Origin of the sequence: Streptomyces sp. H51, from assembly GCF_035656535.1 — a bacterium.
Taxonomy (GTDB): domain Bacteria; phylum Actinomycetota; class Actinomycetes; order Streptomycetales; family Streptomycetaceae; genus Streptomyces.
Window position 1 is genome coordinate 261,326 of record NZ_JAYMHD010000020.1, and the last position, 21,492, is coordinate 282,817.

General features: G+C 70.7%; 24 protein-coding genes and 1 tRNA gene. 9 read left to right on the top strand and 16 right to left on the bottom strand.

Translation table 11 applies throughout. From position 1 onward, the window contains the following. Nucleotides 1-128: 128 nt before the first annotated feature. Complete coding sequence (locus tag VKA29_RS05785; protein ID WP_324784085.1) at nucleotides 129-554, bottom strand: Hsp20/alpha crystallin family protein; 426 nt, start codon at nucleotides 552-554, stop codon at nucleotides 129-131. Between the two features lie 222 nt (nucleotides 555-776). On the opposite strand from VKA29_RS05785, the gene VKA29_RS05790 reads away from it, so the two are divergent. Next, nucleotides 777-1,079 (top strand): hypothetical protein, encoded by a 303-nt coding sequence (locus VKA29_RS05790; protein WP_324784086.1) that lies wholly within the window; start codon nucleotides 777-779, stop codon nucleotides 1,077-1,079. Between the two features lie 133 nt (nucleotides 1,080-1,212). Here VKA29_RS05790 and VKA29_RS05795 read toward each other — a convergent pair whose 3' ends face one another. Both VKA29_RS05795 and VKA29_RS05800 read right to left on the bottom strand, forming a co-directional pair. Beyond that, the gene (locus VKA29_RS05795; RefSeq protein WP_324784087.1) at nucleotides 1,213-2,715 is read right to left on the bottom strand and encodes an MFS transporter; all 1,503 of its coding nucleotides are present in this window, start codon (nucleotides 2,713-2,715) and stop codon (nucleotides 1,213-1,215) included. A 53-nt stretch (nucleotides 2,716-2,768) separates the two neighbouring features. Then, a complete protein-coding gene (locus VKA29_RS05800) occupies nucleotides 2,769-4,130 on the bottom strand; it encodes a DUF445 domain-containing protein (RefSeq protein ID WP_324784088.1) in 1,362 nt (453 codons plus the stop codon). A gap of 273 nt (nucleotides 4,131-4,403) precedes the next feature. On the opposite strand from VKA29_RS05800, the gene VKA29_RS05805 reads away from it, so the two are divergent. Further along, nucleotides 4,404-5,741: an SGNH/GDSL hydrolase family protein gene (locus VKA29_RS05805; RefSeq protein WP_324784089.1), complete on the top strand. Its 1,338-nt coding sequence runs from the start codon at nucleotides 4,404-4,406 to the stop codon at nucleotides 5,739-5,741. A 42-nt stretch (nucleotides 5,742-5,783) separates the two neighbouring features. Here VKA29_RS05805 and VKA29_RS05810 read toward each other — a convergent pair whose 3' ends face one another. From VKA29_RS05810 to VKA29_RS05825, 4 genes are all read right to left on the bottom strand, one after another. Further along, the gene (locus VKA29_RS05810) at nucleotides 5,784-6,647 is read right to left on the bottom strand and encodes a DUF1707 SHOCT-like domain-containing protein (RefSeq protein ID WP_324784090.1); all 864 of its coding nucleotides are present in this window, start codon (nucleotides 6,645-6,647) and stop codon (nucleotides 5,784-5,786) included. Nucleotides 6,648-6,656: 9 nt separating this feature from the next. Continuing rightward, nucleotides 6,657-7,667 carry an ABC transporter ATP-binding protein gene (locus tag VKA29_RS05815; protein ID WP_420718446.1) on the bottom strand — a complete coding sequence of 337 codons (1,011 nt, stop codon included), beginning with the start codon at nucleotides 7,665-7,667 and terminating at the stop codon, nucleotides 6,657-6,659. Continuing rightward, nucleotides 7,625-8,389: an ABC transporter permease gene (locus tag VKA29_RS05820; RefSeq protein ID WP_324784217.1), complete on the bottom strand. Its 765-nt coding sequence runs from the start codon at nucleotides 8,387-8,389 to the stop codon at nucleotides 7,625-7,627. Before VKA29_RS05820 ends, VKA29_RS05815 begins: the two co-directional genes overlap by 43 nt. Nucleotides 8,390-8,513: 124 nt before the next feature. Beyond that, on the bottom strand, nucleotides 8,514-9,314 hold the full coding sequence (locus tag VKA29_RS05825) for an ABC transporter permease (RefSeq protein WP_324784092.1): 801 nt from the start codon (nucleotides 9,312-9,314) through the stop codon (nucleotides 8,514-8,516). A gap of 202 nt (nucleotides 9,315-9,516) precedes the next feature. Between VKA29_RS05825 and VKA29_RS05830 the strand changes: the two genes are divergently transcribed. Further along, complete coding sequence (locus tag VKA29_RS05830; protein WP_324784093.1) at nucleotides 9,517-11,904, top strand: transglycosylase domain-containing protein; 2,388 nt, start codon at nucleotides 9,517-9,519, stop codon at nucleotides 11,902-11,904. A 76-nt stretch (nucleotides 11,905-11,980) separates the two neighbouring features. Here VKA29_RS05830 and VKA29_RS05835 read toward each other — a convergent pair whose 3' ends face one another. Together VKA29_RS05835 and VKA29_RS05840 are read right to left on the bottom strand one after the other, a co-directional pair. After that, nucleotides 11,981-12,337, bottom strand: a complete 357-nt coding sequence (locus VKA29_RS05835) for a co-chaperone GroES (RefSeq protein ID WP_324784094.1) — start codon at nucleotides 12,335-12,337, stop codon at nucleotides 11,981-11,983. 55 nt (nucleotides 12,338-12,392) lie between these two features. Further along, complete coding sequence (locus VKA29_RS05840) at nucleotides 12,393-12,722, bottom strand: DUF3618 domain-containing protein (protein WP_324784095.1); 330 nt, start codon at nucleotides 12,720-12,722, stop codon at nucleotides 12,393-12,395. Between the two features lie 94 nt (nucleotides 12,723-12,816). Here VKA29_RS05840 and bcp point away from each other — a divergent pair, with 94 nt between their 5' ends. From bcp to VKA29_RS05860, 4 genes are all read left to right on the top strand, one after another. Continuing rightward, nucleotides 12,817-13,284: a thioredoxin-dependent thiol peroxidase gene (gene bcp / locus VKA29_RS05845; RefSeq protein ID WP_324784096.1), complete on the top strand. Its 468-nt coding sequence runs from the start codon at nucleotides 12,817-12,819 to the stop codon at nucleotides 13,282-13,284. A 136-nt stretch (nucleotides 13,285-13,420) separates the two neighbouring features. Continuing rightward, entirely contained in the window at nucleotides 13,421-14,080 is a 660-nt protein-coding gene (locus VKA29_RS05850; protein WP_324784097.1) for an HNH endonuclease signature motif containing protein, read from the top strand. Then, nucleotides 14,077-14,583 carry an HNH endonuclease gene (locus VKA29_RS05855; RefSeq protein WP_324784098.1) on the top strand — a complete coding sequence of 169 codons (507 nt, stop codon included), beginning with the start codon at nucleotides 14,077-14,079 and terminating at the stop codon, nucleotides 14,581-14,583. The genes VKA29_RS05850 and VKA29_RS05855 overlap by 4 nt, the downstream gene beginning before the upstream one ends. Nucleotides 14,584-14,598: 15 nt before the next feature. Then, nucleotides 14,599-14,674, top strand: a tRNA-Leu gene (locus tag VKA29_RS05860). Between the two features lie 55 nt (nucleotides 14,675-14,729). Here the strand turns inward: VKA29_RS05860 and rdgB are convergent. The 4 genes from rdgB to VKA29_RS05880 all read right to left on the bottom strand — a co-directional run bounded on the left by rdgB (nucleotide 14,730) and on the right by VKA29_RS05880 (nucleotide 17,072). Then, nucleotides 14,730-15,332, bottom strand: coding sequence for an RdgB/HAM1 family non-canonical purine NTP pyrophosphatase (rdgB, locus tag VKA29_RS05865; RefSeq protein WP_324784099.1), 603 nt, complete (start codon nucleotides 15,330-15,332; stop codon nucleotides 14,730-14,732). Between the two features lie 74 nt (nucleotides 15,333-15,406). Continuing rightward, nucleotides 15,407-15,814 (bottom strand): hypothetical protein, encoded by a 408-nt coding sequence (locus tag VKA29_RS05870; RefSeq protein ID WP_324784100.1) that lies wholly within the window; start codon nucleotides 15,812-15,814, stop codon nucleotides 15,407-15,409. A 171-nt stretch (nucleotides 15,815-15,985) separates the two neighbouring features. Then, the gene (rph, locus tag VKA29_RS05875) at nucleotides 15,986-16,723 is read right to left on the bottom strand and encodes a ribonuclease PH (protein WP_324784101.1); all 738 of its coding nucleotides are present in this window, start codon (nucleotides 16,721-16,723) and stop codon (nucleotides 15,986-15,988) included. 73 nt (nucleotides 16,724-16,796) lie between these two features. Further along, entirely contained in the window at nucleotides 16,797-17,072 is a 276-nt protein-coding gene (locus tag VKA29_RS05880; protein WP_324784102.1) for a PTS glucose/sucrose transporter subunit IIB, read from the bottom strand. Nucleotides 17,073-17,221: 149 nt separating this feature from the next. Between VKA29_RS05880 and VKA29_RS05885 the strand changes: the two genes are divergently transcribed. Continuing rightward, complete coding sequence (locus tag VKA29_RS05885; protein WP_324784103.1) at nucleotides 17,222-18,475, top strand: PTS transporter subunit EIIC; 1,254 nt, start codon at nucleotides 17,222-17,224, stop codon at nucleotides 18,473-18,475. 180 nt (nucleotides 18,476-18,655) lie between these two features. Here VKA29_RS05885 and VKA29_RS05890 read toward each other — a convergent pair whose 3' ends face one another. Beyond that, nucleotides 18,656-19,408 carry an MBL fold metallo-hydrolase gene (locus VKA29_RS05890; RefSeq protein WP_324784104.1) on the bottom strand — a complete coding sequence of 251 codons (753 nt, stop codon included), beginning with the start codon at nucleotides 19,406-19,408 and terminating at the stop codon, nucleotides 18,656-18,658. Nucleotides 19,409-19,612: 204 nt separating this feature from the next. Between VKA29_RS05890 and VKA29_RS05895 the strand changes: the two genes are divergently transcribed. After that, the gene (locus tag VKA29_RS05895; RefSeq protein ID WP_324784105.1) at nucleotides 19,613-20,134 is read left to right on the top strand and encodes a type II toxin-antitoxin system PemK/MazF family toxin; all 522 of its coding nucleotides are present in this window, start codon (nucleotides 19,613-19,615) and stop codon (nucleotides 20,132-20,134) included. A gap of 26 nt (nucleotides 20,135-20,160) precedes the next feature. Here the strand turns inward: VKA29_RS05895 and VKA29_RS05900 are convergent, their stop codons facing one another. Continuing rightward, entirely contained in the window at nucleotides 20,161-21,111 is a 951-nt protein-coding gene (locus VKA29_RS05900) for a cysteine synthase (RefSeq protein ID WP_324784106.1), read from the bottom strand. 5 nt (nucleotides 21,112-21,116) lie between these two features. Further along, on the bottom strand, nucleotides 21,117-21,395 hold the full coding sequence (locus VKA29_RS05905) for a MoaD/ThiS family protein (RefSeq protein ID WP_324784107.1): 279 nt from the start codon (nucleotides 21,393-21,395) through the stop codon (nucleotides 21,117-21,119). Between the last annotated feature and the right edge of the window lie 97 nt (nucleotides 21,396-21,492).

A 21,492-nucleotide genomic window follows, 5' to 3' on the forward strand; every position in this document is an offset into this window, starting at 1 on the left:
GTGTCGCGGTTTCGTCGTGTCGCGGTTTCGTCGTGTCGCGGTTTCGTCGTGTCGCGGTTTCGTCGTGTCGCGGTTTCGTCGTGTCGCGGTTTCGTCGTGTCGCGGTCTCTTGCTGTCGCGGGTGCGGGTCAGCCGCTGATCTGCCTGGGGCGGTCGCTGCCGCCCGTGATCTGGATGCGGCGGGGCTTGGCCTGTTCGGCCACGGGGATGCGCAGCGTCAGGACGCCGGCCTCGTACGAGGCGTCGATGCGTTCGGTGTCGAGCGTGTCGCCGAGGAACAGCTGGCGGGTGAAGGAACCCGTGGGGCGTTCGGCGACGATCAGCTCCGCGCCCTCCGGCGCGGGGGACTTGCGCTCGGCGCGGACGTTCAGCACGTTGCGTTCGACGTCCAGCTCGATCGACTCGGGGTCGATGCCGGGAAGGTCGAAGTGGACGATGAAGTCGTCGCCGGCCCGGTAGGCCTCCATCACCATCGCGGCGGGGCGGGCGGTCGAGCCGAAGACCTGCTGCGCCACTCGGTCGAGTTCACGGAACGGGTCCGTACGCATGAGCATCACTGGTCACTCCTCTCCTCAGGTGCGCGCTCTCAGTGCGATGCCCTACGACTTCTTATATAGCCCGCGAGAGGAAACTTGACAACTTCAGACTCAGGTTCGGGGCGTTCGAAGTTGCTGGAGTTAGCCTCGGGCTCATCAGACGAAGCACATCAGACGAAGCTCATCAGACGAAGCTCATTCAGACGAAGTGGCATCAGCGGCAGGAGGCAGACAATGGCCATGGCCAAGGTTCCCGGTGCGGTGATCGCCGCGAGCGGACTCGTCGGCGGCTACGGCGTGGCCCGCTGGACCGGCAGGCGCCCGCTGGGCGGGGCCGTGCTGGCCGCCGCGGGGGCCGCCGCCGCGCAGCAGTGGCGGCAGCGGGCCGGCGGGAAGGCCGCGGGGGCGCTGTCGGCGGCGTACGTCGCCGCCTTCGTGGGCTCCCACCCGCTGGCCAAGAAGGTGGGCGCCTGGCCCGCCGTGTTCGGTGTCGCGGGCGCCGTGGCCCTCGCCTCGTGGGCGGTCGCCGACCGCAGGGGCTGAAACCGCGGAGTCCCCGACGGGGGAGGCGTCACTGCCGGGAGGGCACCCGCACGCCCCCTGCACCCTGTCCGGGACCGCGCGGACGGCGTCTGCGTCCCCGCGGTCCCGATCAGGCTCCGCACAGCGGCCAGGGTCACGCCGTGGCCGTCCCCGGTTCCGGGCCGGTGCGGGCGACCGCCGGGGCCGCCACCGCGGTCAGCGGCTGGGCGATGTCCTCCAGGGAGCGGCGTTCCGCGCGGACCGCGAGGGCCGCCGCCACCAGGCCGGCCAGGCACATCAGGGTCGCGCCGATCTGGAAGGCGAGCACCGTGTCGCCGATCTTGCCGGTGCCGGTGAGGTCGGCGAACAGCAGCGGGCCGCTGATGCCGCCGGCGGCCGTGCCGAGGGCGTAGAAGAAGGCGATGGACATCGCGCGGGTCTCCATGGGGAAGACCTCGGAGACCGTCAGGTAGGCGCTGGAGGCGCCGGCCGAGGCGAAGAACAGCACCACGCACCAGCACACCGTCAGGGTGGCCGCGCTCAGCGAACCCTGGCCGAACAGCCACGCCGTGACGAACAGCAGCAGGCCGGAGAGCAGGTACGTACCGGAGATCATCACCCGGCGGCCGACGGTGTCGAAGAGCCTGCCGAGCAGCAGCGGGCCGAAGAAGTTGCCGACGGCGATGACCGCGAAGTAGTAGCCGGTGCGGTCGGCGGGGACGTCGTAGAACTTGGTGAGGATCGCGCCGAAGCCGAAGGTGATCGCGTTGTAGAGGAACGCCTGGCCGATGAAGAGGGAGAAGCCGAGGACCGAGCGCTTGCGGTAGTCGGCGAAGACGGTGCGGGCGATCTCCAGGAAGGTGACGCTGCGGCGCTGGTGGATGGTGATCTCGCCGGCGGGCTCGGGCAGCGGTGCGCCGCGGCCGTCCTGGACCTGGCGTTCGATGGAGGTGACGATCTCCTCGGCCTCGTCGTCGCGGCCGTGGATCAGCAGCCAGCGCGGGCTTTCCGGGACGTGCCGCCGTACCAGCAGGATCACCAGGGCGAGGACCGCGCCGAGCGCGAAGGTGACCCGCCAGCCCACGTTCGCGGGCAGGATGCTCTCGTTCAGTACGAGGATCGACAGCAGGGAGCCGAAGACCGCGCCGATCCAGAAGCTGCCGTTGATGGCGAGGTCCACGCGGCCGCGGTAGTGGGCCGGGATCAGCTCGTCGATCGCGGAGTTGATGGCCGCGTACTCGCCTCCGATACCGAAGCCGGTCAGGAAGCGGAAGGCGAAGAACCACCAGGTCTCGAAGGAGACCGCGGTCAGAGCGGTGGCCGCCAGATAGACGGCCAGCGTGATCATGAAGAGTTTTTTGCGGCCGAAGCGGTCGGTCAGCCGTCCCCAGAACAGGGCGCCGGAACAGGCGCCGGCGACATAGAGCGCGGCCGCGAGACCGGTGACCTCGCCGGAGGTGATCGGCAGCCCGCTGCCGGGCTCGGAGAGCCGGCCGGCGATGTTGCCGACGACCGTGACCTCCAGGCCGTCGAGGATCCAGACGGTGCCGAGCCCGATCACGATGGTCCAGTGCCAGCGTGACCAGGGGAGGCGGTCCAGGCGAGCGGGTATGTCGGTGGTGATGGTGCGGCCGGTCCCGGCCTGCGCGGTGGTCATGGGCTCCCTCCTCAGCGAGTGGAACCCGGATCGGGTGCCCCCGGCCGGCGCGGTTACGCCCCCAGCGCCCGCGACACCGTGTAGATCAGCAGGCCGGCCAGCGAGCCGACCACCGTGCCGTTGATGCGGATGAACTGCAGGTCGCGGCCGATGTGCGCCTCGATCTTCTTGGTGGTGTGCTCGGCGTCCCAGCTCGCCACCGTGTCCGTGATGAGCAGGGTGATCTCCGTGCGGTAGGTCGCCACGACGTACACCGCGGCGCCCTCCACCCAGCCGTCGATCTTGCCCTGCAGCTTGGCCTCGGCCGCCATCCGGGCGCCCAGCGACAGCAGCGACGCCCGCACGCGCAGCCGCAGTTCGCTGCGCTCGTCCTCGGCCGCCGACACGATCATGGAGCGTACGGCGGTCCAGGCGGAGGCGATCAGGTCCTGGACCTCGCCGCGGCCCAGCACCTCGCCCTTGAGCCGCTCCACGCGCGCCCGGGTGTCGGTGTCGGACTGGAGGTCGGAGGCGAAGTCGGTGAGGAAGCGGTCGAGGGCGCCGCGGGCCGGGTGGGAGGGCATGTCGCGCATCTCGGTGACGAAGCGCAGCAGTTCCTTGTAGACGCGCTCGCCGACCCGTTTGTCGACGAACCTCGGGGTCCAGCCGGGCGCGCCGCCCTGCACGGCGTCCATCACGTTCTCGCGGTGCAGCACCAGCCAGTCGTGCGCCCGCCCGACGACCAGGTCGACGACCCGTTTGTGGCCGCCGTCGGCGACGACCTTCTCCAGCATCTTCCCTATGCCGGGCGCGATCTCCTGGGCCTCGGCGCGGCGGGTGATCGCCTCGCCGACCACGGCCTGCACGTCGGAGTCGCGCAGGACCGTCAGCGCCCCCCGCAGCGCGGCCGACAGCTCGGCGGTGACCCGGTCGGCGTGCTCGGGCTCGGACAGCCAGCGGCCGAGCCGGGCTGCGATGCCGACGGCGCGCAGCCGCTGCCGTACGACGTCCTGGGAGAGGAAGTTCTCGCCGACGAACTCGCCGAGGGAGACGCCGAGCTGGTCCTTCTTGGTGGGGATGATCGCGGTGTGCGGGATGGGCAGGCCGAGGGGACGGCGGAACAGCGCGGTGACGGCGAACCAGTCGGCGAGCGCGCCGACCATGCCGGCCTCGGTGGCGGCGGCGACGTAGCCCGCCCAGGCGCCGGCGCCCGCGTTCTCCGCCCACTTGGCGAGGACGTACACGAGCGCGACGAACAGCAGCATGCCGGTCGCGGTGAGCTTCATCCGGCGCACGCCGCGCTGCTTCTCCACGTCGGCGGCGCTGAAGGTCGTCATCGCGCGTACGGCCGCAGGGGGGACGGTCCGGCCGGCGGCGTCCGGGCGGGCGTGCCGTACCGCGTCGTCCGTCGCGTCGTCCGGTTCAGTGGGTTCCATACGTTGCACCCGTTCCACCCGTTCCACCCGCTCCACCAGGTCCCCCGCTCCACCAGGTCCACCCGTTCGTGATCCCTCGCACACATTGTCCCTTCCTGACCGACTCCTGGAACGGAACCGAAGTTCCCGGCGTCTGTCCGGAGGGGGAATTCACGGAGAACTCCGGCGGCCCAATGGGGGGTCCACTTCAACTACCCCTCATCCCATGCCTCATCATTGGGGTGATCATTTCGGAGCCTCGGGCTCCCACGCTCCCGAGGAGACGCGCACCGCATGACCAGGCGTCACGGTTATGCCCTGCTTTCCGCGATCATCGCCCTGATCGTGGGCCTGGCCACGGCCCTCTACGTCGGTGTCGCGGCCGACGACGGCACCGCCACCGCCGACGGCACGCCGGCCAAGGGCAGCCGCCCGCACAACTCCGCCGCCCCCGCCTCCACCGGCATGTGGGTCGGCGCCTGGGCCGCCTCACCGGCCGGCGCCGAGCCCGGCACCGAGACCGAAGGCCTGGCCGGCCGCTCGGTGCGCAACGTCGTCCACGTCTCCGTGGGCGGCACCAGCGCCCGCATCACCCTGTCCAACCTCTACGGCCAGTCGCCGCTGACGATCACGCACGCCTCGATCGCCGTGGCCGCCGGCGACGGCACCGCGGCCGCGACGGCCCGCACCATGCGGCGGCTGACCTTCAACGGCAGCACCGCGGTCGTCGTCCCGCCCGGCCGCCAGGTGCTCAGCGACGCCGTCCGCGTCGCCGTCCCGCACGACAGCGACGTCCTGGTCACCACCTACTCGCCCACCCCCTCCGGCCCGGTCACCTACCACCCGCACGCCCGCCAGATCTCCTACGTCGCCGACGGGGACGCCACCGAGGACGTCACCGGAACGGCGTACACCGAACAGGTGGCGTACTGGCGCTACCTGACCGCGCTGGACGTGCTGAGCAACGAGTCGGACGGCACGCTCGTCGCCTTCGGCGACTCCCTCACCGACGGCATCACCTCCACCGAGGGCGCCAACCACCGCTGGCCGGACGTGCTGTCCGGGCGGCTGCGCACCGCGCACGCCTCCGGCCGGAACGTGCCGCGCTACAGCGTCGTCAACGAGGGCATCAGCGGCAACCAGATCCTGGCGAGCGGGCTGGGCCGCCCCGCCGACAACCAGAGCGGCCTGCTCCGCTTCTCCCGCGACGCGCTGGCGCGGACCAACGTCAAGGTCGTCGTCATCGACCTCGGCGTCAACGACATCCTGCGCAACCCCCGGCTCGCCGACCCCGACGAGATCCTCGACGGCCTGCGCACCCTGGTCCGCCAGGCCCACGCCCGCGGCATCAAGGTCGTCGGCGCCACCCTGATGCCCTTCCAGGGCCACCGCGGCTACAACCCCGCACGCGAAGGGGTACGGCAGCAGGTCAACGCCGAGATCCGGGCCGGCCGGATCTACGACGCCGTCGTCGACTTCGACAAGGCGCTCCGCGACCCGTACGACCCGCGCAGGCTGCGCTCGGACTACGACTCCGGCGACCACCTCCACCCCAGCGACAAGGGATACGCCCGGATGGCGGAGGTCTTCGACCTGAAGGACCTCAGCGGGTCGGCGCCGGCCGAGCTGTAGCGCGCGGCCGGGTACCGGGAGACCGGTGGCGGTCAGCGAAGGTCAGCGGTCGTCGAAGCGGCGCCGCTCCCGACGCTCCTCACGCTGCTCCCGACGCTCCTCACGCTGCTCCTGCCGACGCTCGCGGTGCGCGTCGAGCATCCGGTGGTGCTCCTCCAGCATCCGCCGGTGGGCCCCGTACTCCTCGATCTCCTCGATCTCCTCGTCCCGCCCCTCCGGCAGGGACCCCCGCCGCTCGCGCTCCAGCCGCTCCCGGCGGCGCTCCTCCTCCAGCCGGCGTCGCTCCGCCCGGGTCGGCTTGCGCTCCACGCCCACACCGCCCCAGAAGGCGAAGCCGGTCACGACCACCCGCGGCGCCCCCGGGCGGCCGGGCTCGCCCTCCGCGCGCTGGTCGAACCCGCCCATGAAGCCGATCCCGCGCACGACCACCTCGACGCCGGGCGGCACGATCACATTCACCCCGCCCATGATCGCGACGCAGTTGATCACGACCTCGCGGTCGGCGAAGTCCGCCTCGCGCAGGTCGAGCTCGCCGCCGCCCCAGAAAGCGAAGCAGGTGAACCGCCGGGGCACGGTCCAGCGGCCCTTGCGCTGGAAACCGGACATCACGGCCACCGCCCACGTCGACGACCCCTCACCGCCGACGATCCGCCCGCCCCACTCCCCGCTCCCGGCGCCGTCCTTCGCGAAGGAGACCGGGGCCGGCGGAGTCACGCCCGGCACCGGCAGGTCGCGGGTGATCGGCGCGAGTTCGCCGTACGTCCGCGCCCGGTACGTCGCCTCCAGGCGCTCCTCGAACTCCGTCATGTCCAGGCGGCCCTCCGCGAGGGCGTCCCGCAGAGCCTCGGCGACCCGCTCACGGTCGGCGTCGGACGCGCGGAGATCCGGCACTGCGTCGTCGGTCATGACAGCAGCCTACGAGACCGCCTTCCCGGCGTACATCTTCGCGATGACGGCCTCGATGTCCGGCTCCCGCACCGACAGGTCCACCAGCGGGCACTCCGCCGCGATCCGCGCCACCAGCGGCGCCGCCGACTCCCCCGCCGGGAACGCCAGCCACTGCCGCGGCCCCTCCACCCGCACCACCCGCGCGCCCGGCACCTCGATCGGCGCCAGCTCCCGCTCCAGGTCCACCACCAGGGTCCGTTCGCTCTCCCCCGCCTCGTGCAGCCCCTCCAGCGGACCGTCGTACACCAGACGGCCGTGGTCGATGACCATCACCCGCGAGCACAACTGCTCGATGTCCTGGAGGTCGTGCGTGGTCAGCAGCACCGTCGTACCGCGCTCGGCGTTCAACTCCCGCAGGAACTCACGCACCTTGGTCTTCGAGATCACGTCCAGGCCGATCGTCGGCTCGTCCAGGTACAGCACCTCCGGATCGTGCAGCAGCGCCGCCGCGATGTCACCGCGCATCCGCTGTCCCAGCGACAGCTGCCGCACCGGCACGTCCAACAGCCCGCCCAGCTCCAGCAGTTCGACACAGCGGTCCAGGTTCTCCCGGTAACGGGCGTCCGGGATGCGGTACATGCGGTGCATCAACCGGTAGGAATCGATCAACGGCAGGTCCCACCACAGCGTCGTACGCTGCCCGAACACCACCCCGATCCGGTGCGCGAGCCGGGTCCGCTCCCGCGACGGGTCGTGACCCGCCACCCGCAGCCGGCCGCCGCTCGGCGTCAGAATGCCCGTCAGCATCTTGATCGTCGTCGACTTGCCCGCGCCGTTCGGCCCGATGTAGCCGACCATCTCACCGCGCGCCACGGTGAACGACAGCGCGTCCACCGCCCGCACCCGCCGACGCTCCCGTTTCAGGAAACCGGTCTTCCTGCGCACGTCGAAGACCTTCTCGACGCCGTCGAGTTCGATCAGGGCACCGTCCACCGTCAACTCCCCGTACTCCGATAGGACCGCAGCCCGGCCCGCCAGGCGAGACCCGCCACCGCACAGCACACCACCGCCACCAGCGGCGAAGCGAACGCCGTCCACCCGGGCAGACCCAGCGGATACGGCCGCCCCAGCACATGAGCCGCCGGGATCCAGTTGACGAAGGCGAGCGGCAGCACGAACGTCACCCCGCGCACCAGGTCCCGGCCGAACACCGTCGGCGGATACTGCAACAGCGTGGTGCCGCCGTAGGTGAACGCGTTCTGCACCTCCGCCGCGTCCTGCGCCACGAACTGGAACGCCGCGCCCGCCACGAACACCGCGCCGAACACCGCCGCACCGCTGGCCACCGTCACCGGCACCAGCAGCACCTTCCCCGCGCTCCAGGCGACGTCGACGGAGGCCAGCGCCCACCCCAGCACCAGCGCGCCCTGCGTGATCCGGCCCAGCCGCCGCAGCGCGAAACGGTCCGCGCCGACCTGGGCGAGCACCGGAACCGGCCGCACCAGCAGCGTGTCGAAGGAGCCGTCGCGCATCCGGGCGCCCAGCGCCTCCGCCGAGCCGAACAGCAGGTCGGCGATCCCGAACGCCGTCACCGACAGCCCGTACAGCAAGGCGACCTCGGGCAGCGTCCAGCCGGCCAGCGAGTCCACCCGGGAGAACATCAGCAGGATCGCGACGAAATCCATCCCGGTCAGCAGCAGGTTGCCCGCCACCGTCAGCGCGAAGGACGTGCGGTAGGTCATCGTGGAGCGGATCCACATACCCGCGATCAGCCGGTAGGCCCGCAGGCCGTCGATCACCCGGGAAGCCGCCCCGCGAGCACCGCCCAGCCCCGCCGCCTCGTCGGCCACGACGCCTCCGGCCGCCTTCCTCGCCCCCGAGACCTCACCCACCCTGCACCACCACCCGCCGCGTCGCCGCCGACTGCACCAGCCGCCCCGCCGCCAGCAGCACCACCGCCCACGCCGCCTGGAAGGCGAACGCCGACAGCGGCGCGGTCTCCCCCATCAGCACGTCCGCCGGCACCTGCAACTGCGCCGCCCACGGCAGCACCCGGACCACCTCGCCGAGCCCGCCCGGGAAAACGTTCAACGGCAGCGTCAGCCCCGAGCAGAACACCCCCGTCACCATCAGGGCCTGCCCGACGCCGATGCCGTCCAGGAGCCAGAACACGCTCAGCGCCGCCAGGTAGCGGATCCCGAAACTGACCGCCATCGCCAGCACCAGCGCGACACCGAACGCCGCCCAGGTGCCGACGTCACGCGGCAGCGCCACCGGAAAGAACAGCGCCCCGAACACGAACGGCACCACCCCCCGCCCCAGCAACTGGAACAACGCCCGCCCCATGTCGCTCGCCAGCCACCACAGTTGAAGATCGACCGGCCGGTACAGGTCGACGGCGATCGCACCCGTGCGGATGCGGTCCATCAACTCCCGCTCCACGCCACCGCCCTGGATGGCCAGCGTGGAGAACATCGCCTGCCCCAGCCACACGTAGGTGACCGCCTGCGCCCGGTCGTAACCGCCCAGATCCGGCTTGACGTCCCACAGCGCCAGGTAGGTGTAGACGAGGATCACCCCGAAGACGGTGTTCGTGAACACCCCGGCCGCAGTGGCCGTCCGATACGTCGCGTACCGTCTGAACCCCCCTGCCGCGACGGCCGCGTACAACCGGCCCGAACCCACGCCACAGACCTCCTCAGCCGACCGGCACCGAAGCGCAGGAGCCTAGTGCGCGGACCGTGACGCACGCCACGCGTTTTCCGCACCGGACGCGTGCCGGGATCCGGGAACGGAACGACGGGTGCGAGAGTCTTCAACAGGGGGCGCAGAAGGCGAACGAGGTCGTACGGGAACGTACGACGCGAAACAGGAGTCCGTGCAACACATGAGTGACGAGGCGCAGCAGCCGGCCGGCCAGGGCAGTCAGCAAGGGGGTGAACAGGACGGGGGGACGAAACCCAAGCGGCCCCGGCGCACCGGCTGGCGCCGGCTGTTCCCGACCTGGCGCATGGTGCTCGGCACCTTCGTGATCGGCGTCCTGCTGCTCGTCGGCCTGTTCTTCCTCGGCTACTCGATGGTGAAGATCCCGCCGGCCAACGCGCTCGCCACCAAGCAGGCGAACGTCTACCTGTACGCCGACGGCTCCCAGCTCGCCCGCGACGGCGAGATCAACCGGGAGAACGTCACCCTCGCGCAGGTCTCCAAGGACGCCCAGCACGCGGTGCTGGCCGCCGAGGACCGCGACTTCTACACCGAGTCCGCCATCGACCCCAAGGCGATGCTGCGGGCCGGCTGGAACACCGCCACCGGCAAGGGCAAGCAGTCCGGCTCGACGATCACCCAGCAGTACGTGAAGAACTACTACCTGGCCCAGGAACAGACCGTCACCCGCAAGGTGAAGGAGTTCTTCATCTCGATCAAACTGGACCGCACCCAGTCCAAGGACCGGATCCTCGAGGGCTACCTCAACACCAGCTACTTCGGCCGCAACGCCTACGGCATCCAGGCCGCCGCGCAGGCGTACTACGGCCAGGACGCCGCCGACCTCGACCCCGCCCACGCCGCCTACCTCGCCGCGCTCGTCAACGCCCCCAGCGAGTACGACGTCGTCGCCCACCCGCAGAACAGGCCCGCCGCCGTCGCCCGCTGGAACTACGTCCTCGACGGCATGGTCAAGAAGGGCTGGCTGACCCAGTCGGCGCGCGCCGGACTGCAGTTCCCCACGCCGAAGGAACAGACCGTCTCCACCGGCATGTCCGGGCAGCGCGGCTACCTCGTCGAGGCCGTCAAGGACTACCTCACCGAGAACAAGATCGTCGACAAGGACGAACTGGAGGCCGGCGGCTACCGCATCACCACCACCCTGCAGAAGAGCAAGCAGGACGCCTTCGTGAAGGCGGTGAACGACAAGGTGATCTCCCGGCTCGACAAGAAGCACCGCAAGGTCGACACCTACGTCCGCGCGGGCGGCGCCTCCATCGACCCCAGGACCGGCAAGGTCGTGGCGATGTACGGCGGCATCGACTACGTCAAGCAGTACACCAACGGCGCGACCCGCGGTGACTTCCAGGTCGGCTCCACCTTCAAGCCGTTCGTGTTCACCTCCGCCGTCCAGAACGAGTCCGAGACCCAGGGCGGCGCCCCCATCACACCCAACACCTACTACGACGGCACCAACAGGCGCCCCGTGGAAGGGTGGAGCGGCGGCACCTACGCCCCCGAGAACGAGGACAGCGTCTCCTACGGCGACGTCACCGTCCGCACCGCCACCGACAAGTCCGTGAACTCGGTGTACGCGCAGATGGCCGTGGACGTCGGCCCCGACAAGGTCAAGCAGACCGCGCTCGCCCTCGGCATCCCGTCCGACACCAAGGACCTCAACCCCTACCCGTCGATCGCGCTGGGCACCGCCACCGCCAGCGTGCTGGACATGACACAGGCGTACGCGACCCTCGCCAACCACGGCAAGCACGGCGTCTACACGATCATCGAGTCCATCACCAAGGACGGCAAGGACGTGATGGACCTGCCGAAGAAGACCACCGCCCAGGCGGTCAGCCGGGAGGCCGCCGACACCACCACCTCGATCCTGCGGTCCGTCGTCCAGAACGGCACCGCCACCGCCGCACAGGCCGCCGGCCGGCCCGCCGCCGGCAAGACCGGCACCGCCGAGGAGGACCGGGCCGCCTGGTTCGCCGGCTACACCCCCGACCTCGCCACCGTCGTCGCCGTGATGGGCCAGGACCCGGTCACCGCCCAGCACAAGTCGCTGTACGGCGCGATGGGCCTGCCCCGCGTCAACGGCGGCGGACCGCCCGCCGAGATCTGGGCCCAGTACACCAAGGCCGCCCTGAAGGGGAAGCCGGCCGCCGACTTCCAGCTGCAGCTCCAGCCGGGCGCCGACGTGATCCAGCAGCCGCCGAGCGCCTCCCCCACCCAGGAACCGGACACGGGCGGCCAGGACGGCGGCACCGACAACGGCGGCCAGGACACCGGCGGCACGACCACCGGCGGCACGGCCACACCGACCGACGGCACCACGACCGGCGGAACCACCGGCGGCACCACGGGCGACACCACCGGCGGAACCACCACCACCGGCGGCGGCACGACCACCACGGGCGGCACGACCGGCGACACCACCACCGGCGGCGGCACGACCACCGGCGGCACGACGACCGGCGGAACCACCGGCGGCACGAACGGCGGCACCACCGGAACGGACACCGGCGGAACCACCGCGGGCCTGCTCGCCGCCGGCCGCAGGCAGTAACACGACGACGGACGGCGAAGGGGGCCGGTGACAACCGTCACCGGCCCCCTTCGCCGTTGTCCGTCCTGCGTCTTCCTCAGAGGTAGAGCCCGGTCGAGTCCTCGGCTCCCTCGAAACGGTCGGCGGCCACGGCGTGCAGGTCACGCTCACGCATGAGCACGTACGCCACGCCCCGCACCTCCACCTCGGCCCGGTCCTCCGGGTCGAACAGGACCCGGTCGCCCGGCTCCACGGTGCGGACGTTCTGCCCGACGGCCACGACCGCGGCCCAGGCCAGCCGCCGCCCCACCGCCGCGGTGGCGGGGATCAGAATGCCCCCGCCCGACCGCCGCTCGCCCTCACCGGTCTCCTGCCGCACCAGCACACGGTCGTGCAGCATCCGGATGGGGAGCTTGTCGTGCTGGGTGCTCTGCTCGTTTCTCTTGGCGCTCACGCCTTCGAACCTACCTGCCTCTGTCGCGTCCGTGCGCCGGTGGGTCGGCCCTTGGTCAGCCCTTGCGCCGCCGGGTGCTCAGGGCGAACAGGCCCACGAGTCCGACGGCGACCAGGGCGACGGGCACGATCCGCTCCAGCCGGGGGGCGCCCTCCTCGTCCACGAACTTGGCGCGCACGTCGCTGACGACCCGGTTGACCTCCACGTAGGCCCGTCCGAGCGTGTGATCGACGTTGGCGGCCACCTTGGCCTTGGCGTCCCCGACGATCGTCTTCGGGTGCACCCGCACCCCGATCTCGTCGAGGGTCTCGGCCAGCACCTCGCGGCGGCGCTTGATGTCCGCCTCGATCTGCGCCGGCGTTCTCGTGTCCGACGTGTCCGCCACCGTACGGCCTCCGGAAGTCTGCTGATGCTGTCCAAGACAGTCTGTCAGCTCCACGTGCCGCCGCACGGTCAGGACCCCCGGTTAGGCTGGCTCGATGAGTGAGCGACTCCAGCCCGGGGACGTTGCCCCCGACTTCACCCTGCCCGACGCCGACGGCAACGAGGTGTCCCTGTCGGCCCACCGGGGCCGCAAGGTCATCGTCTACTTCTACCCGGCCGCCCTGACCCCCGGCTGCACCAAGCAGGCCTGCGACTTCACCGACAACCTGGAACTGCTGGCCGGCGCGGGCTACGACGTGATCGGCATCTCACCGGACGCCCCGGAGAAGCTGGCCCGCTTCCGCGAGAAGGAGAACCTGCGGGTCACCCTGCTCGCGGACCCGGAGAAGACCACCACCGAGGCCTACGGCGCCTACGGCGAGAAGAAGAACTACGGCAAGACCTACCTGGGCGTCATCCGCTCCACGATCGTCGTGGACGAGGAGGGCAAGGTCGAACGCGCCCTCTACAACGTCCGCGCCACCGGCCACGTCGCCAAGATCATCAAGGACCTCGGCATCTGACGCTGCCCCCTTCGCACGGCCCGCCCCGGCACGCCCCGGCGCGGGCCACTTTCTTTCACGGTGCGTGACTGTCCGACAACCTCTTCGTTACTCCGTACGAGGCCACGAACACGCGGCCGGGAACGGAGGAGGCTCTATGGCAGGCGGCGTGTACACCAGGGAGCGGCTGGAGGAGGCCGCTCGGGGAGCGCGGACGTTGTCGGAGGCGCTGGTGAGGCTGGGGGTGGATCCGAGGAGCTGGAAACGGCGGTACGTCCACGAACGGATGAAGAAGCTCGGAGTCGACACATCGCACTTCGAGCGCGAGAGCGCCAAGTGGACGAAGGAAGTGCTCGCACCGGTGGTCGCCCGATCGACGAGCGTCTACGAGGTCCTGCGGCGGCTGGGGCTGGACCCGGTCGGCGGGCACCACACGAACATCTCCCGGCGCATCAAGGCCTACGGCATCGACACCTCGCACTTCACGTCGGTGGTCCGAACGAAGCGCCCGCACAGCCAACTGAGGCGCACGGCTGAAGACGTCCTCGCCGAGGACACGTCGACGCACGCCAGGCGGATCCCCAGCAGCCGCCTCAAGAGGGCGATGGCTGAAGTGGGCGTGGAGAGCCGCTGTGCACTCTGCGGAATCGAGCCGCTGTGGATGGGAGAACCTCTTCCGCTCGAGGTCGACCACATCGACGGCAACTGGCGGAACAACCACATCTCGAATCTTCGGCTGCTCTGCCCCAACTGCCACTCTACGACGGACAGTTACCGTGGACGCAACAAGGGACGCGCCAGAAGTGGCACCTCATGAACAGCGGTCGGCCGTGCGGCAGACAGCCTCCGCCCACCGAGGAGGAACTGCGAGCCGCGGTCGCCGAGTCCACATCGCTCGCAGAAGTGCTGCGCCGCCTCGGCCGGCCCGGCAACGGCACGCAACGCAGCAACCTGCACAAGTGGATCACCGAGCACCAGATCACGACCTCGCATTTCCTGGGGCAGGCCTCTCGGCGGGGCAAACCTGCCGACATGCGCCCCGCCGACATACTGGTCCAGCACAACCGCCCGCATCGAACGGCGACCAAGCGACTGCGCCGGGCGCTTCTCGACAGCGGAGTGGCCGAGGGGTGCGCCCGGTGCGGAATCGGTCCCGAATGGCTCGGTAGACCCATGACACTCGAGGTCGATCACATCAACGGGGACTGGAAGGACGACCGGCGGGAGAATCTGCGCCTGCTGTGCCCCAACTGCCATGCGATCACCAGCACCTGGTGCCGAGGGGGGAGAGGGCGGTCGGCAGCCCTCGGCTCCCAGTAGAGTAGGCGGCGCTGCGGGCCCGTACCCCAGTTGGCCGAGAGGGCGCCGGTTTAGATCCGGCGTGTCGTGGGTTCGAGTCCCACCGGGCCCACAGGAAAAACCGGCCCCGCACCTGCGATTCACAGGTGCGGGGCCTCTCCTTGCCGTCAGCCCAGCAGCTCGTGTATCGCCGGTACCAGGGCGCGGAAGGCCTTGCCTCGGTGGCTGATGGCGTTTTTCTCCGCCGGGGTCAGTTCGGCGCAGGTGCGGGTTTCGCCGTCGGGCTGGAGGATCGGGTCGTAGCCGAAGCCGTTCGTGCCGGTGGGGGCGTGGCGGAGGGTGCCGCGGAGCCGGCCCTCGACCACGCGTTCGCGGCCGTCGGGGAGGGCGAGGGCGGCGGCGCAGGCGAAGTGGGCGGCGCGGTGGGCGTCGTCGATGTCGGTGAGCTGGGCGAGGAGGAGGTCGAGGTTGGCCTTGTCGTCGCCGTGGCGGCCGGACCAGCGGGCCGAGAAGATGCCGGGGGCGCCGCCCAGGACGTCGACGCACAGGCCCGAGTCGTCGGCCACCGCGGGCAGGCCCGTCGCCTGGGCGAGGGCGTGGGCCTTGAGGAGGGCGTTCTCGGCGAAGGTGACGCCGGTCTCCTTGACGTCGGGCACGTCGGGGTAGGCCTCCGCGCCGATCAGGTCGTGGGGCAGGCCTGCTTCGGCGAGGATGGCCCTGAGTTCGGCGATTTTTCCGGCGTTGCGGGTGGCGAGGATCAGGCGGGTCATGTCCCTCAGTATCGCGGGCCCGGCGGTGTCCTTCCGCCGGGTCGCCGGGTGGCCGGGTGGCCGGGTCGCCCCGGTTACGAGGTGCAGACCTTGGTCAGTTCGCCCGCCGCGTCGGTGACCGGGCTGATGTCGGGGGTGCTGTCGCCGTCGCGGACGGCGGTGCGGACGTTCTGCACGGCCTTCTGCAGGTCGTCGACGGCCTTGTTGACGTCGGCGTTGTCGGTCTTGTCGCCGATCTTGTCGAGGTTCTTGTCGATGGAGGTGAGGGACTCGTCGAGCTGGTCGGGGTTGTCGGCGGCGTTCTCGACGGCCTGCTGGAGGTCGGTGACGCTGTCGGCGATGGCGTCCGCGGTCTGGACGCAGTCCAGCGCCTTGTTGACGGCGTCGCAGCCGGTGGTGAGTGCGGCGGTCAGCGCTACGGCCGCCGCCGCGGCGGCGACTGTGGCGGTGCGTCGGCTGTACCGGCGTCGGCTCGCGGCCATGCTGGGTTTCCCTCCGTGTCCAGGGCCGTGGGCCCCCCGTGCTGGTCGGGCGCACGACGGTGTGTCGTGCGCCCGCAATCGTACGGACGCGCGGGCGGGCGTCGGGGGTTGCCCCCGGCGCCCGCTTTCCTTGGCGTTCCTTTTACCTGGTTCTTCTACCTGGTGCGCCCGTCACCTGTCGAGGACCGTGTCGAGGGTCGTGCGCTGGAGGGCGGCGAGTTCCGTGCAGCCGGTGGCGGCGAGGTCGAGCAGGGCGTCGAGTTCCTCGCGGGCGAAGGGTTCGGCCTCGGCGGTGCCCTGGACCTCGACGAAGCGGCCGTCGCCGGTGCAGACGACGTTCATGTCGGTGTCGGCCTTGACGTCCTCCTCGTAGCAGAGGTCGAGGAGCGGGACGCCGCCGACGATGCCGACGGAGACGGCGGAGACGGTGCCGGTCAGCGGCTGGCGGCCGGCCTTGATGAGTTTCCTGCCCTGGGCCCAGGCGACGGCGTCGGCGAGGGCGACGTAGGCGCCGGTGATGGCGGCGGTGCGGGTGCCGCCGTCGGCCTGGAGGACGTCGCAGTCCAGGACGACGGTGTTCTCGCCGAGCGCCTTGTAGTCGACGACGGCGCGCAGGGAGCGGCCGATGAGGCGGCTGATCTCGTGGGTGCGGCCGCCGATCCGGCCCCGGACGGACTCGCGGTCGCCGCGGGTGTTGGTGGCGCGGGGCAGCATGGCGTACTCCGCGGTGACCCAGCCTTCGCCGCTGCCCTTGCGCCAGCGGGGGACTCCTTCGGTGACGGAGGCGGTGCAGAGGACCTTCGTGTCGCCGAAGGAGACGAGGACGGAGCCCTCGGCGTGCTTGCTCCAGCCGCGCTCGATGGTGACCGGGCGGAGCTGTCGGGGGGTACGGCCGTCGATTCGAGACATGGCGTTGAGCCTAGCCGTACCGGCGCGAAGGGCCCTCCCCGGCGGGAAGGGCCCGTTCAGTGCGGTGCGGGGTTCACATCATGTCCTCGATCTCCGCCGCGATCGGGTCTGCGTCGGTGCCGATGACGACCTGGATGGCGGTTCCCATCTTGACGACGCCGTGCGCGCCGGCGGCCTTGAGGGCGGCTTCGTCGACCAGCGAGGCGTCGGACACCTCGGTGCGCAGCCGGGTGATGCAGCCCTCGATCTCCTCGATGTTGTCGATGCCGCCGAGCCCGGCGACGATCTTCTCAGCCTTGCTGGCCATGTCCTTCTCCTCTGGTTTGTGCCGTTTTACGGACCGTTTCATGGACCGTTTTGTCGCAGTAACCTACAGCCGGTTCCCGATACTGGAATGTCGTGTTCCGGTTCCGGTTCCGGAGGGTTCCTCACGCCGTCTTCACGTGCTACAACAGGTCTACACCACTGAGTGGTGTAGACCACCGATGGAGGAAGTCTATGAGCACCGCCACCGCGCCGACGGCGGCCCCCTCGAAGAAGTGGGGATCGGGCCTGTTGCAGGCCCTCCAGAAGGTCGGCCGCAGCCTTCAGCTCCCGATCGCCGTCCTGCCCGCGGCCGGCATCCTGCTGCGGCTCGGCCAGAACGACGTGTTCGGCCAGGACGGCCTGGGCTGGAACAAGGTGGCGGCCGTGTTCGCCACCGCCGGTGACGCCGTCTTCAGCAACCTGCCGCTGCTGTTCTGCGTCGGTATCGCCATCGGTTTCGCCAAGAAGGCCGACGGGTCGACCGCGCTGGCGGCGCTGGTCGGCTTCCTGGTGTACAAGAACGTCCTGACCGCGTTCCCGATCACCGAGGCCAAGGTGACCGAGGGCGCGGACGTCGCCGCCACCTACAACGACCCCAAGGTCCTCGGCGGCATAATCATGGGTCTGATCGCCGCCGTCACCTGGCAGCGGTTCCACCGCACCAAGCTGCCCGACTGGCTGGGCTTCTTCAACGGCCGCCGTCTGGTCCCCATCCTGATGGCGTTCATCGGCACCGGCGTCGGCGTCGTGTTCGGTCTGGTGTGGGAGCCCGTCGGCAACGTCATCACGGACTTCGGCGAGTGGATGACCGGCCTCGGTTCCCTCGGCGCGGCCGTCTTCGGTGCCATCAACCGGGCGCTGCTGCCGGTCGGCATGCACCAGTTCGTCAACACGGTGGCCTGGCAGGAGATCGGGACCTTCAAGGACGGCTCCGGCGCCGTCTGGCACGGTGACCTGCCGCGGTTCTTCCACGGCGACCCGGCCGCGGGCCAGTTCATGACCGGCTTCTTCCCGATCATGATGTTCGCGCTGCCGGCCGCCGCCCTGGCGATCACCCACTGCGCCCGTCCGGAGCGCCGCAAGGCCGTCGGCGGAATGATGCTGTCGCTGGCGCTGACGTCCTTCGTGACCGGCATCACCGAGCCGATCGAGTTCGCGTTCATGTTCATCGCGCCGCTGCTGTACGTCATCCACGCGCTGCTGACCGCGGTCTCCATGGCCGTCACCTGGGCGCTGGGCGTGCACCACGGCTTCAGCTTCTCGGCCGGCGCCATCGACTACTTCCTCAACTGGGGCCTGGCCACCAAGCCCTGGCTCATCATCCCGGTCGGCCTGGTGTTCGCGGCGGTCTACTACACGGTCTTCCGCTTCGCCATCACCAAGTTCAACCTGCCCACCCCGGGCCGCGAGCCCGAGGAGGAGGTCGAGGACCTCACGAAGGCGTGAGCCGAACGGTACGACGAAGGCCCCCGAGCGGCGAACTCGAGCTTGAACCCGAGTTCCGGCGCGAGGGGGCCTTCGCCGTACCGTGCGCGTCGGATCCGGGCGTCGGAGCGGGGTGACAGATCGGGGTGTCGGATCCGGGCGTCGGAGCAGGGTGACGGATCGGGGCGTCGGATCCGGGTGTCAGATCTCGTACGTCGTCCCGGGCGTCGCCAGTTCCACCGGGCCGTCGAACACCGCCCGCGCGTCGGCCAGGTTGATCTGCGGGTCGGTCCACGGCGGGATGTGGGTGAGGACCAGGCGCCGCACGCCCGCCCGGGCCGCCGACTCCCCGGCCTCGCGGCCGTTGAGGTGCAGGTCGGGGATGTTCTCCTTGCCGTGCGTGAAGGCGGCCTCGCACAGGAACAGGTCGCTGTCGCGGGCGAGTTCGTCCAGGACCCGGGTGACGCCGGTGTCGCCGGAGTACGTCAGGGTCTTCCCGCCGTGCTCGATGCGGATGCCGTACGCCTCCACCGGGTGGGCGACGCGTTCCGTGTGCACCGTGAAGGGGCCGAGGTCGAACGTGGACGGCTTGACCGTGTGGAAGTCGAAGACCTCGCTCATGGAGGAGGCGGTGGGGGTGTCCGCGTAGGCGGTGGTCAGCCGGTGTTCGGTGCCTTCGGGGCCGTAGACCGGGATCGGGTCGGGGCGGCCGCCGTCGTGACGGTAGTAGCGCGCGACGAAGTACGCGCACATGTCGATGCAGTGGTCGGCGTGCAGATGACTGAGGAAGATCGCGTCGAGGTCGTAGAGACCGCAGTGGCGCTGCAACTCACCGAGGGCGCCGTTGCCCATGTCGAGGAGCAGCCGGAAGCCGTCGGCCTCGACGAGGTAGCTCGAGCAGGCCGATTCCGCGGACGGGAACGACCCCGAGCAGCCGACGACGGTGAGCTTCATGGAGCAGAAACCTCCGCTGGCGGGATGTGAAGACGGGGGTCGTGCGGTCCGTCGAGCGTAAGGCGCAAAACCCGCGGTCGCTCCTCCGGCAAGGGCTGTTGTGGGCGAACTCACCTGTGGTGTCACCGGTTCGGCTGGAAGCGGGGCGGACAGGGGGTGCCGGGCGGCGCGCGACGCCGGGTGCGCGCCGGTAACGTCGTCCCCATGGACACGTCCTGGTGGCCGGCCCTCGCCGCGGTGGTGCTCCTCGCGCTCGTCGCGACGCTCGTCGACGGGTGGGGGCGCGGGCGGCGGGCGGCGGGGCGGCGGCCCGCGGGACGCCGGACGCGCCCGCCGGGGCGGCCGGGCGCGCGGCCTCGGGTGCGGCCGAGGCCGGCGGAGATCTGGTGGGCGAACGTCCCGTTCGAGGACGGTCCGGCACCGGGAGGGGCCGCGCACGGCGCGGCGGGCAGAGCGGCGGGGCGGGACGGGCGGGCGAAGGACCGGCCCTGTCTGGTGCTGGTGGTGCACGGCGAGCGGGCGACCGTCGCGAAGATCACCAGCCGGTACCGCGACGGGCGGCCCGGGATGATCGCGCTGCCGCCGGGCGCCGTGGGTGACGCCCGGGGACGCGCGAGCTTCCTGGAGACGGACGGGCTGCGCGAGGTGCCGGTGGGGGAGTTCCGGCGCCGGGTGGGTGTGGTGGACCCGGTCCTGTGGGACCAGGTCCGTCATCTGGCCGGCTGAGCCCTCGGCGAGGGCTCAGTGAGGGCTCACGCCCAGAGCTGGCCGTGCAGGGTCTCGATCGCCTCTTCGGTGGTGGCGGCCGTGTAGACGCCGGTGGAGAGGTACTTCCAGCCGCCGTCGGCGACCACGAAGACGATGTCGGCGTGCTCGCCGGCCTTCAGCGCCTTCCGGCCGACGCCGATCGCCGCGTGCAGCGCGGCGCCCGTGGAGACGCCCGCGAAGATGCCCTCCTGCTGGAGGAGTTCGCGGGTGCGGGTGACCGCGTCGGCGGAGCCGACCGAGAAGCGGGTGGTGAGGACGGAGGCGTCGTACAGTTCCGGCACGAAGCCCTCGTCGAGGTTGCGCAGGCCGTAGACCAGGTCGTCGTAGCGCGGCTCGGCGGCGACGATCTTGACGTCCGGCTTGTGCTCGCGCAGGTAGCGGCCGACGCCCATGAGGGTGCCGGTGGTGCCCAGGCCCGCCACGAAGTGGGTGATGGAGGGCAGGTCGGCGAAGATCTCCGGGCCGGTCGTGGCGTAGTGGGCGCCCGCGTTGTCCGGGTTGCCGTACTGGTAGAGCATGACCCAGTCGGGGTGCTCGGCGGCCAGTTCCTTGGCGACCCGCACGGCGGTGTTGGAGCCGCCCGCGGCCGGGGACGAGATGATCGTCGCGCCCCACATGCCGAGCAGGTCGCGGCGCTCCTGCGAGGTGTTCTCGGGCATCACGCAGACCATGCGGTAGCCCTTGAGCTTCGCCGCCATGGCCAGGGAGATGCCGGTGTTGCCGGAGGTCGGCTCCAGGATGGTGCAGCCCGGGGTGAGCCGTCCCTCCTTCTCCGCCTGTTCGATCATGTACAGCGCGGGGCGGTCCTTGATCGAGCCGGTGGGGTTGCGGTCCTCCAGCTTGGCCCAGATGCGGACGTCGTCGGACGGCGACAGGCGCGGCAGGCGGACCAGGGGCGTGTTGCCCACCGCGGCGATCGGCGAGTCGTAACGCATCTGGATCAGGCCATACCGCCGGCCACGGCCGGCAGGATCGTCACGTTGTCGCCGTCGGCGACCTTGGTGTTGATGCCGTCGAGGAAGCGGACGTCCTCGTCGTTGAGGTAGACGTTGACGAACCGGCGCAGCTCGCCGCCGTCGACGATCCGGGCCTGGATGCCGGTGTGCCGGGTCTCGAGGTCGGCGAAGAGTTCGGCGAGGGTGTCACCCTGGCCCTCCACCGCCTTCTGACCGTCGGTGTACTGGCGGAGGATGGTGGGGATGCGGACCTCGATGGCCATGGTTGCGGGCTCCTGTCGGATGGTGTTCGGGTCGGTGGGCGCGCGGCAGCGCTGTGCAGCAGGTCGTGCTTGGGTGAGGCGCCGCGGCTCACGGCCG

What these genes read in the sequence shown, in the direction of transcription:
- VKA29_RS05785 (WP_324784085.1), bottom strand. Translation starts at nt 554, where the DNA reads ATGCTCATGCGTACGGACCCGTTCCGTGAACTCGACCGAGTGGCGCAG.
- VKA29_RS05790 (WP_324784086.1), top strand. Translation starts at nt 777, where the DNA reads ATGGCCAAGGTTCCCGGTGCGGTGATCGCCGCGAGCGGACTCGTCGGC.
- VKA29_RS05795 (WP_324784087.1), bottom strand. Translation starts at nt 2,715, where the DNA reads ATGACCACCGCGCAGGCCGGGACCGGCCGCACCATCACCACCGACATA.
- VKA29_RS05800 (WP_324784088.1), bottom strand. Translation starts at nt 4,130, where the DNA reads ATGGAACCCACTGAACCGGACGACGCGACGGACGACGCGGTACGGCAC.
- VKA29_RS05805 (WP_324784089.1), top strand. Translation starts at nt 4,404, where the DNA reads ATGACCAGGCGTCACGGTTATGCCCTGCTTTCCGCGATCATCGCCCTG.
- VKA29_RS05810 (WP_324784090.1), bottom strand. Translation starts at nt 6,647, where the DNA reads ATGACCGACGACGCAGTGCCGGATCTCCGCGCGTCCGACGCCGACCGT.
- VKA29_RS05820 (WP_324784217.1), bottom strand. Translation starts at nt 8,389, where the DNA reads ATGTGGATCCGCTCCACGATGACCTACCGCACGTCCTTCGCGCTGACG.
- VKA29_RS05830 (WP_324784093.1), top strand. Translation starts at nt 9,517, where the DNA reads ATGAGTGACGAGGCGCAGCAGCCGGCCGGCCAGGGCAGTCAGCAAGGG.
- bcp (WP_324784096.1), top strand. Translation starts at nt 12,817, where the DNA reads ATGAGTGAGCGACTCCAGCCCGGGGACGTTGCCCCCGACTTCACCCTG.
- VKA29_RS05850 (WP_324784097.1), top strand. Translation starts at nt 13,421, where the DNA reads ATGGCAGGCGGCGTGTACACCAGGGAGCGGCTGGAGGAGGCCGCTCGG.
- VKA29_RS05855 (WP_324784098.1), top strand. Translation starts at nt 14,077, where the DNA reads ATGAACAGCGGTCGGCCGTGCGGCAGACAGCCTCCGCCCACCGAGGAG.
- rdgB (WP_324784099.1), bottom strand. Translation starts at nt 15,332, where the DNA reads ATGACCCGCCTGATCCTCGCCACCCGCAACGCCGGAAAAATCGCCGAA.
- VKA29_RS05870 (WP_324784100.1), bottom strand. Translation starts at nt 15,814, where the DNA reads ATGGCCGCGAGCCGACGCCGGTACAGCCGACGCACCGCCACAGTCGCC.
- rph (WP_324784101.1), bottom strand. Translation starts at nt 16,723, where the DNA reads ATGTCTCGAATCGACGGCCGTACCCCCCGACAGCTCCGCCCGGTCACC.
- VKA29_RS05880 (WP_324784102.1), bottom strand. Translation starts at nt 17,072, where the DNA reads ATGAAACGGTCCGTAAAACGGCACAAACCAGAGGAGAAGGACATGGCC.
- VKA29_RS05885 (WP_324784103.1), top strand. Translation starts at nt 17,222, where the DNA reads ATGAGCACCGCCACCGCGCCGACGGCGGCCCCCTCGAAGAAGTGGGGA.
- VKA29_RS05890 (WP_324784104.1), bottom strand. Translation starts at nt 19,408, where the DNA reads ATGAAGCTCACCGTCGTCGGCTGCTCGGGGTCGTTCCCGTCCGCGGAA.
- VKA29_RS05895 (WP_324784105.1), top strand. Translation starts at nt 19,613, where the DNA reads ATGGACACGTCCTGGTGGCCGGCCCTCGCCGCGGTGGTGCTCCTCGCG.
- VKA29_RS05900 (WP_324784106.1), bottom strand. Translation starts at nt 21,111, where the DNA reads ATGCGTTACGACTCGCCGATCGCCGCGGTGGGCAACACGCCCCTGGTC.
- VKA29_RS05905 (WP_324784107.1), bottom strand. Translation starts at nt 21,395, where the DNA reads ATGGCCATCGAGGTCCGCATCCCCACCATCCTCCGCCAGTACACCGAC.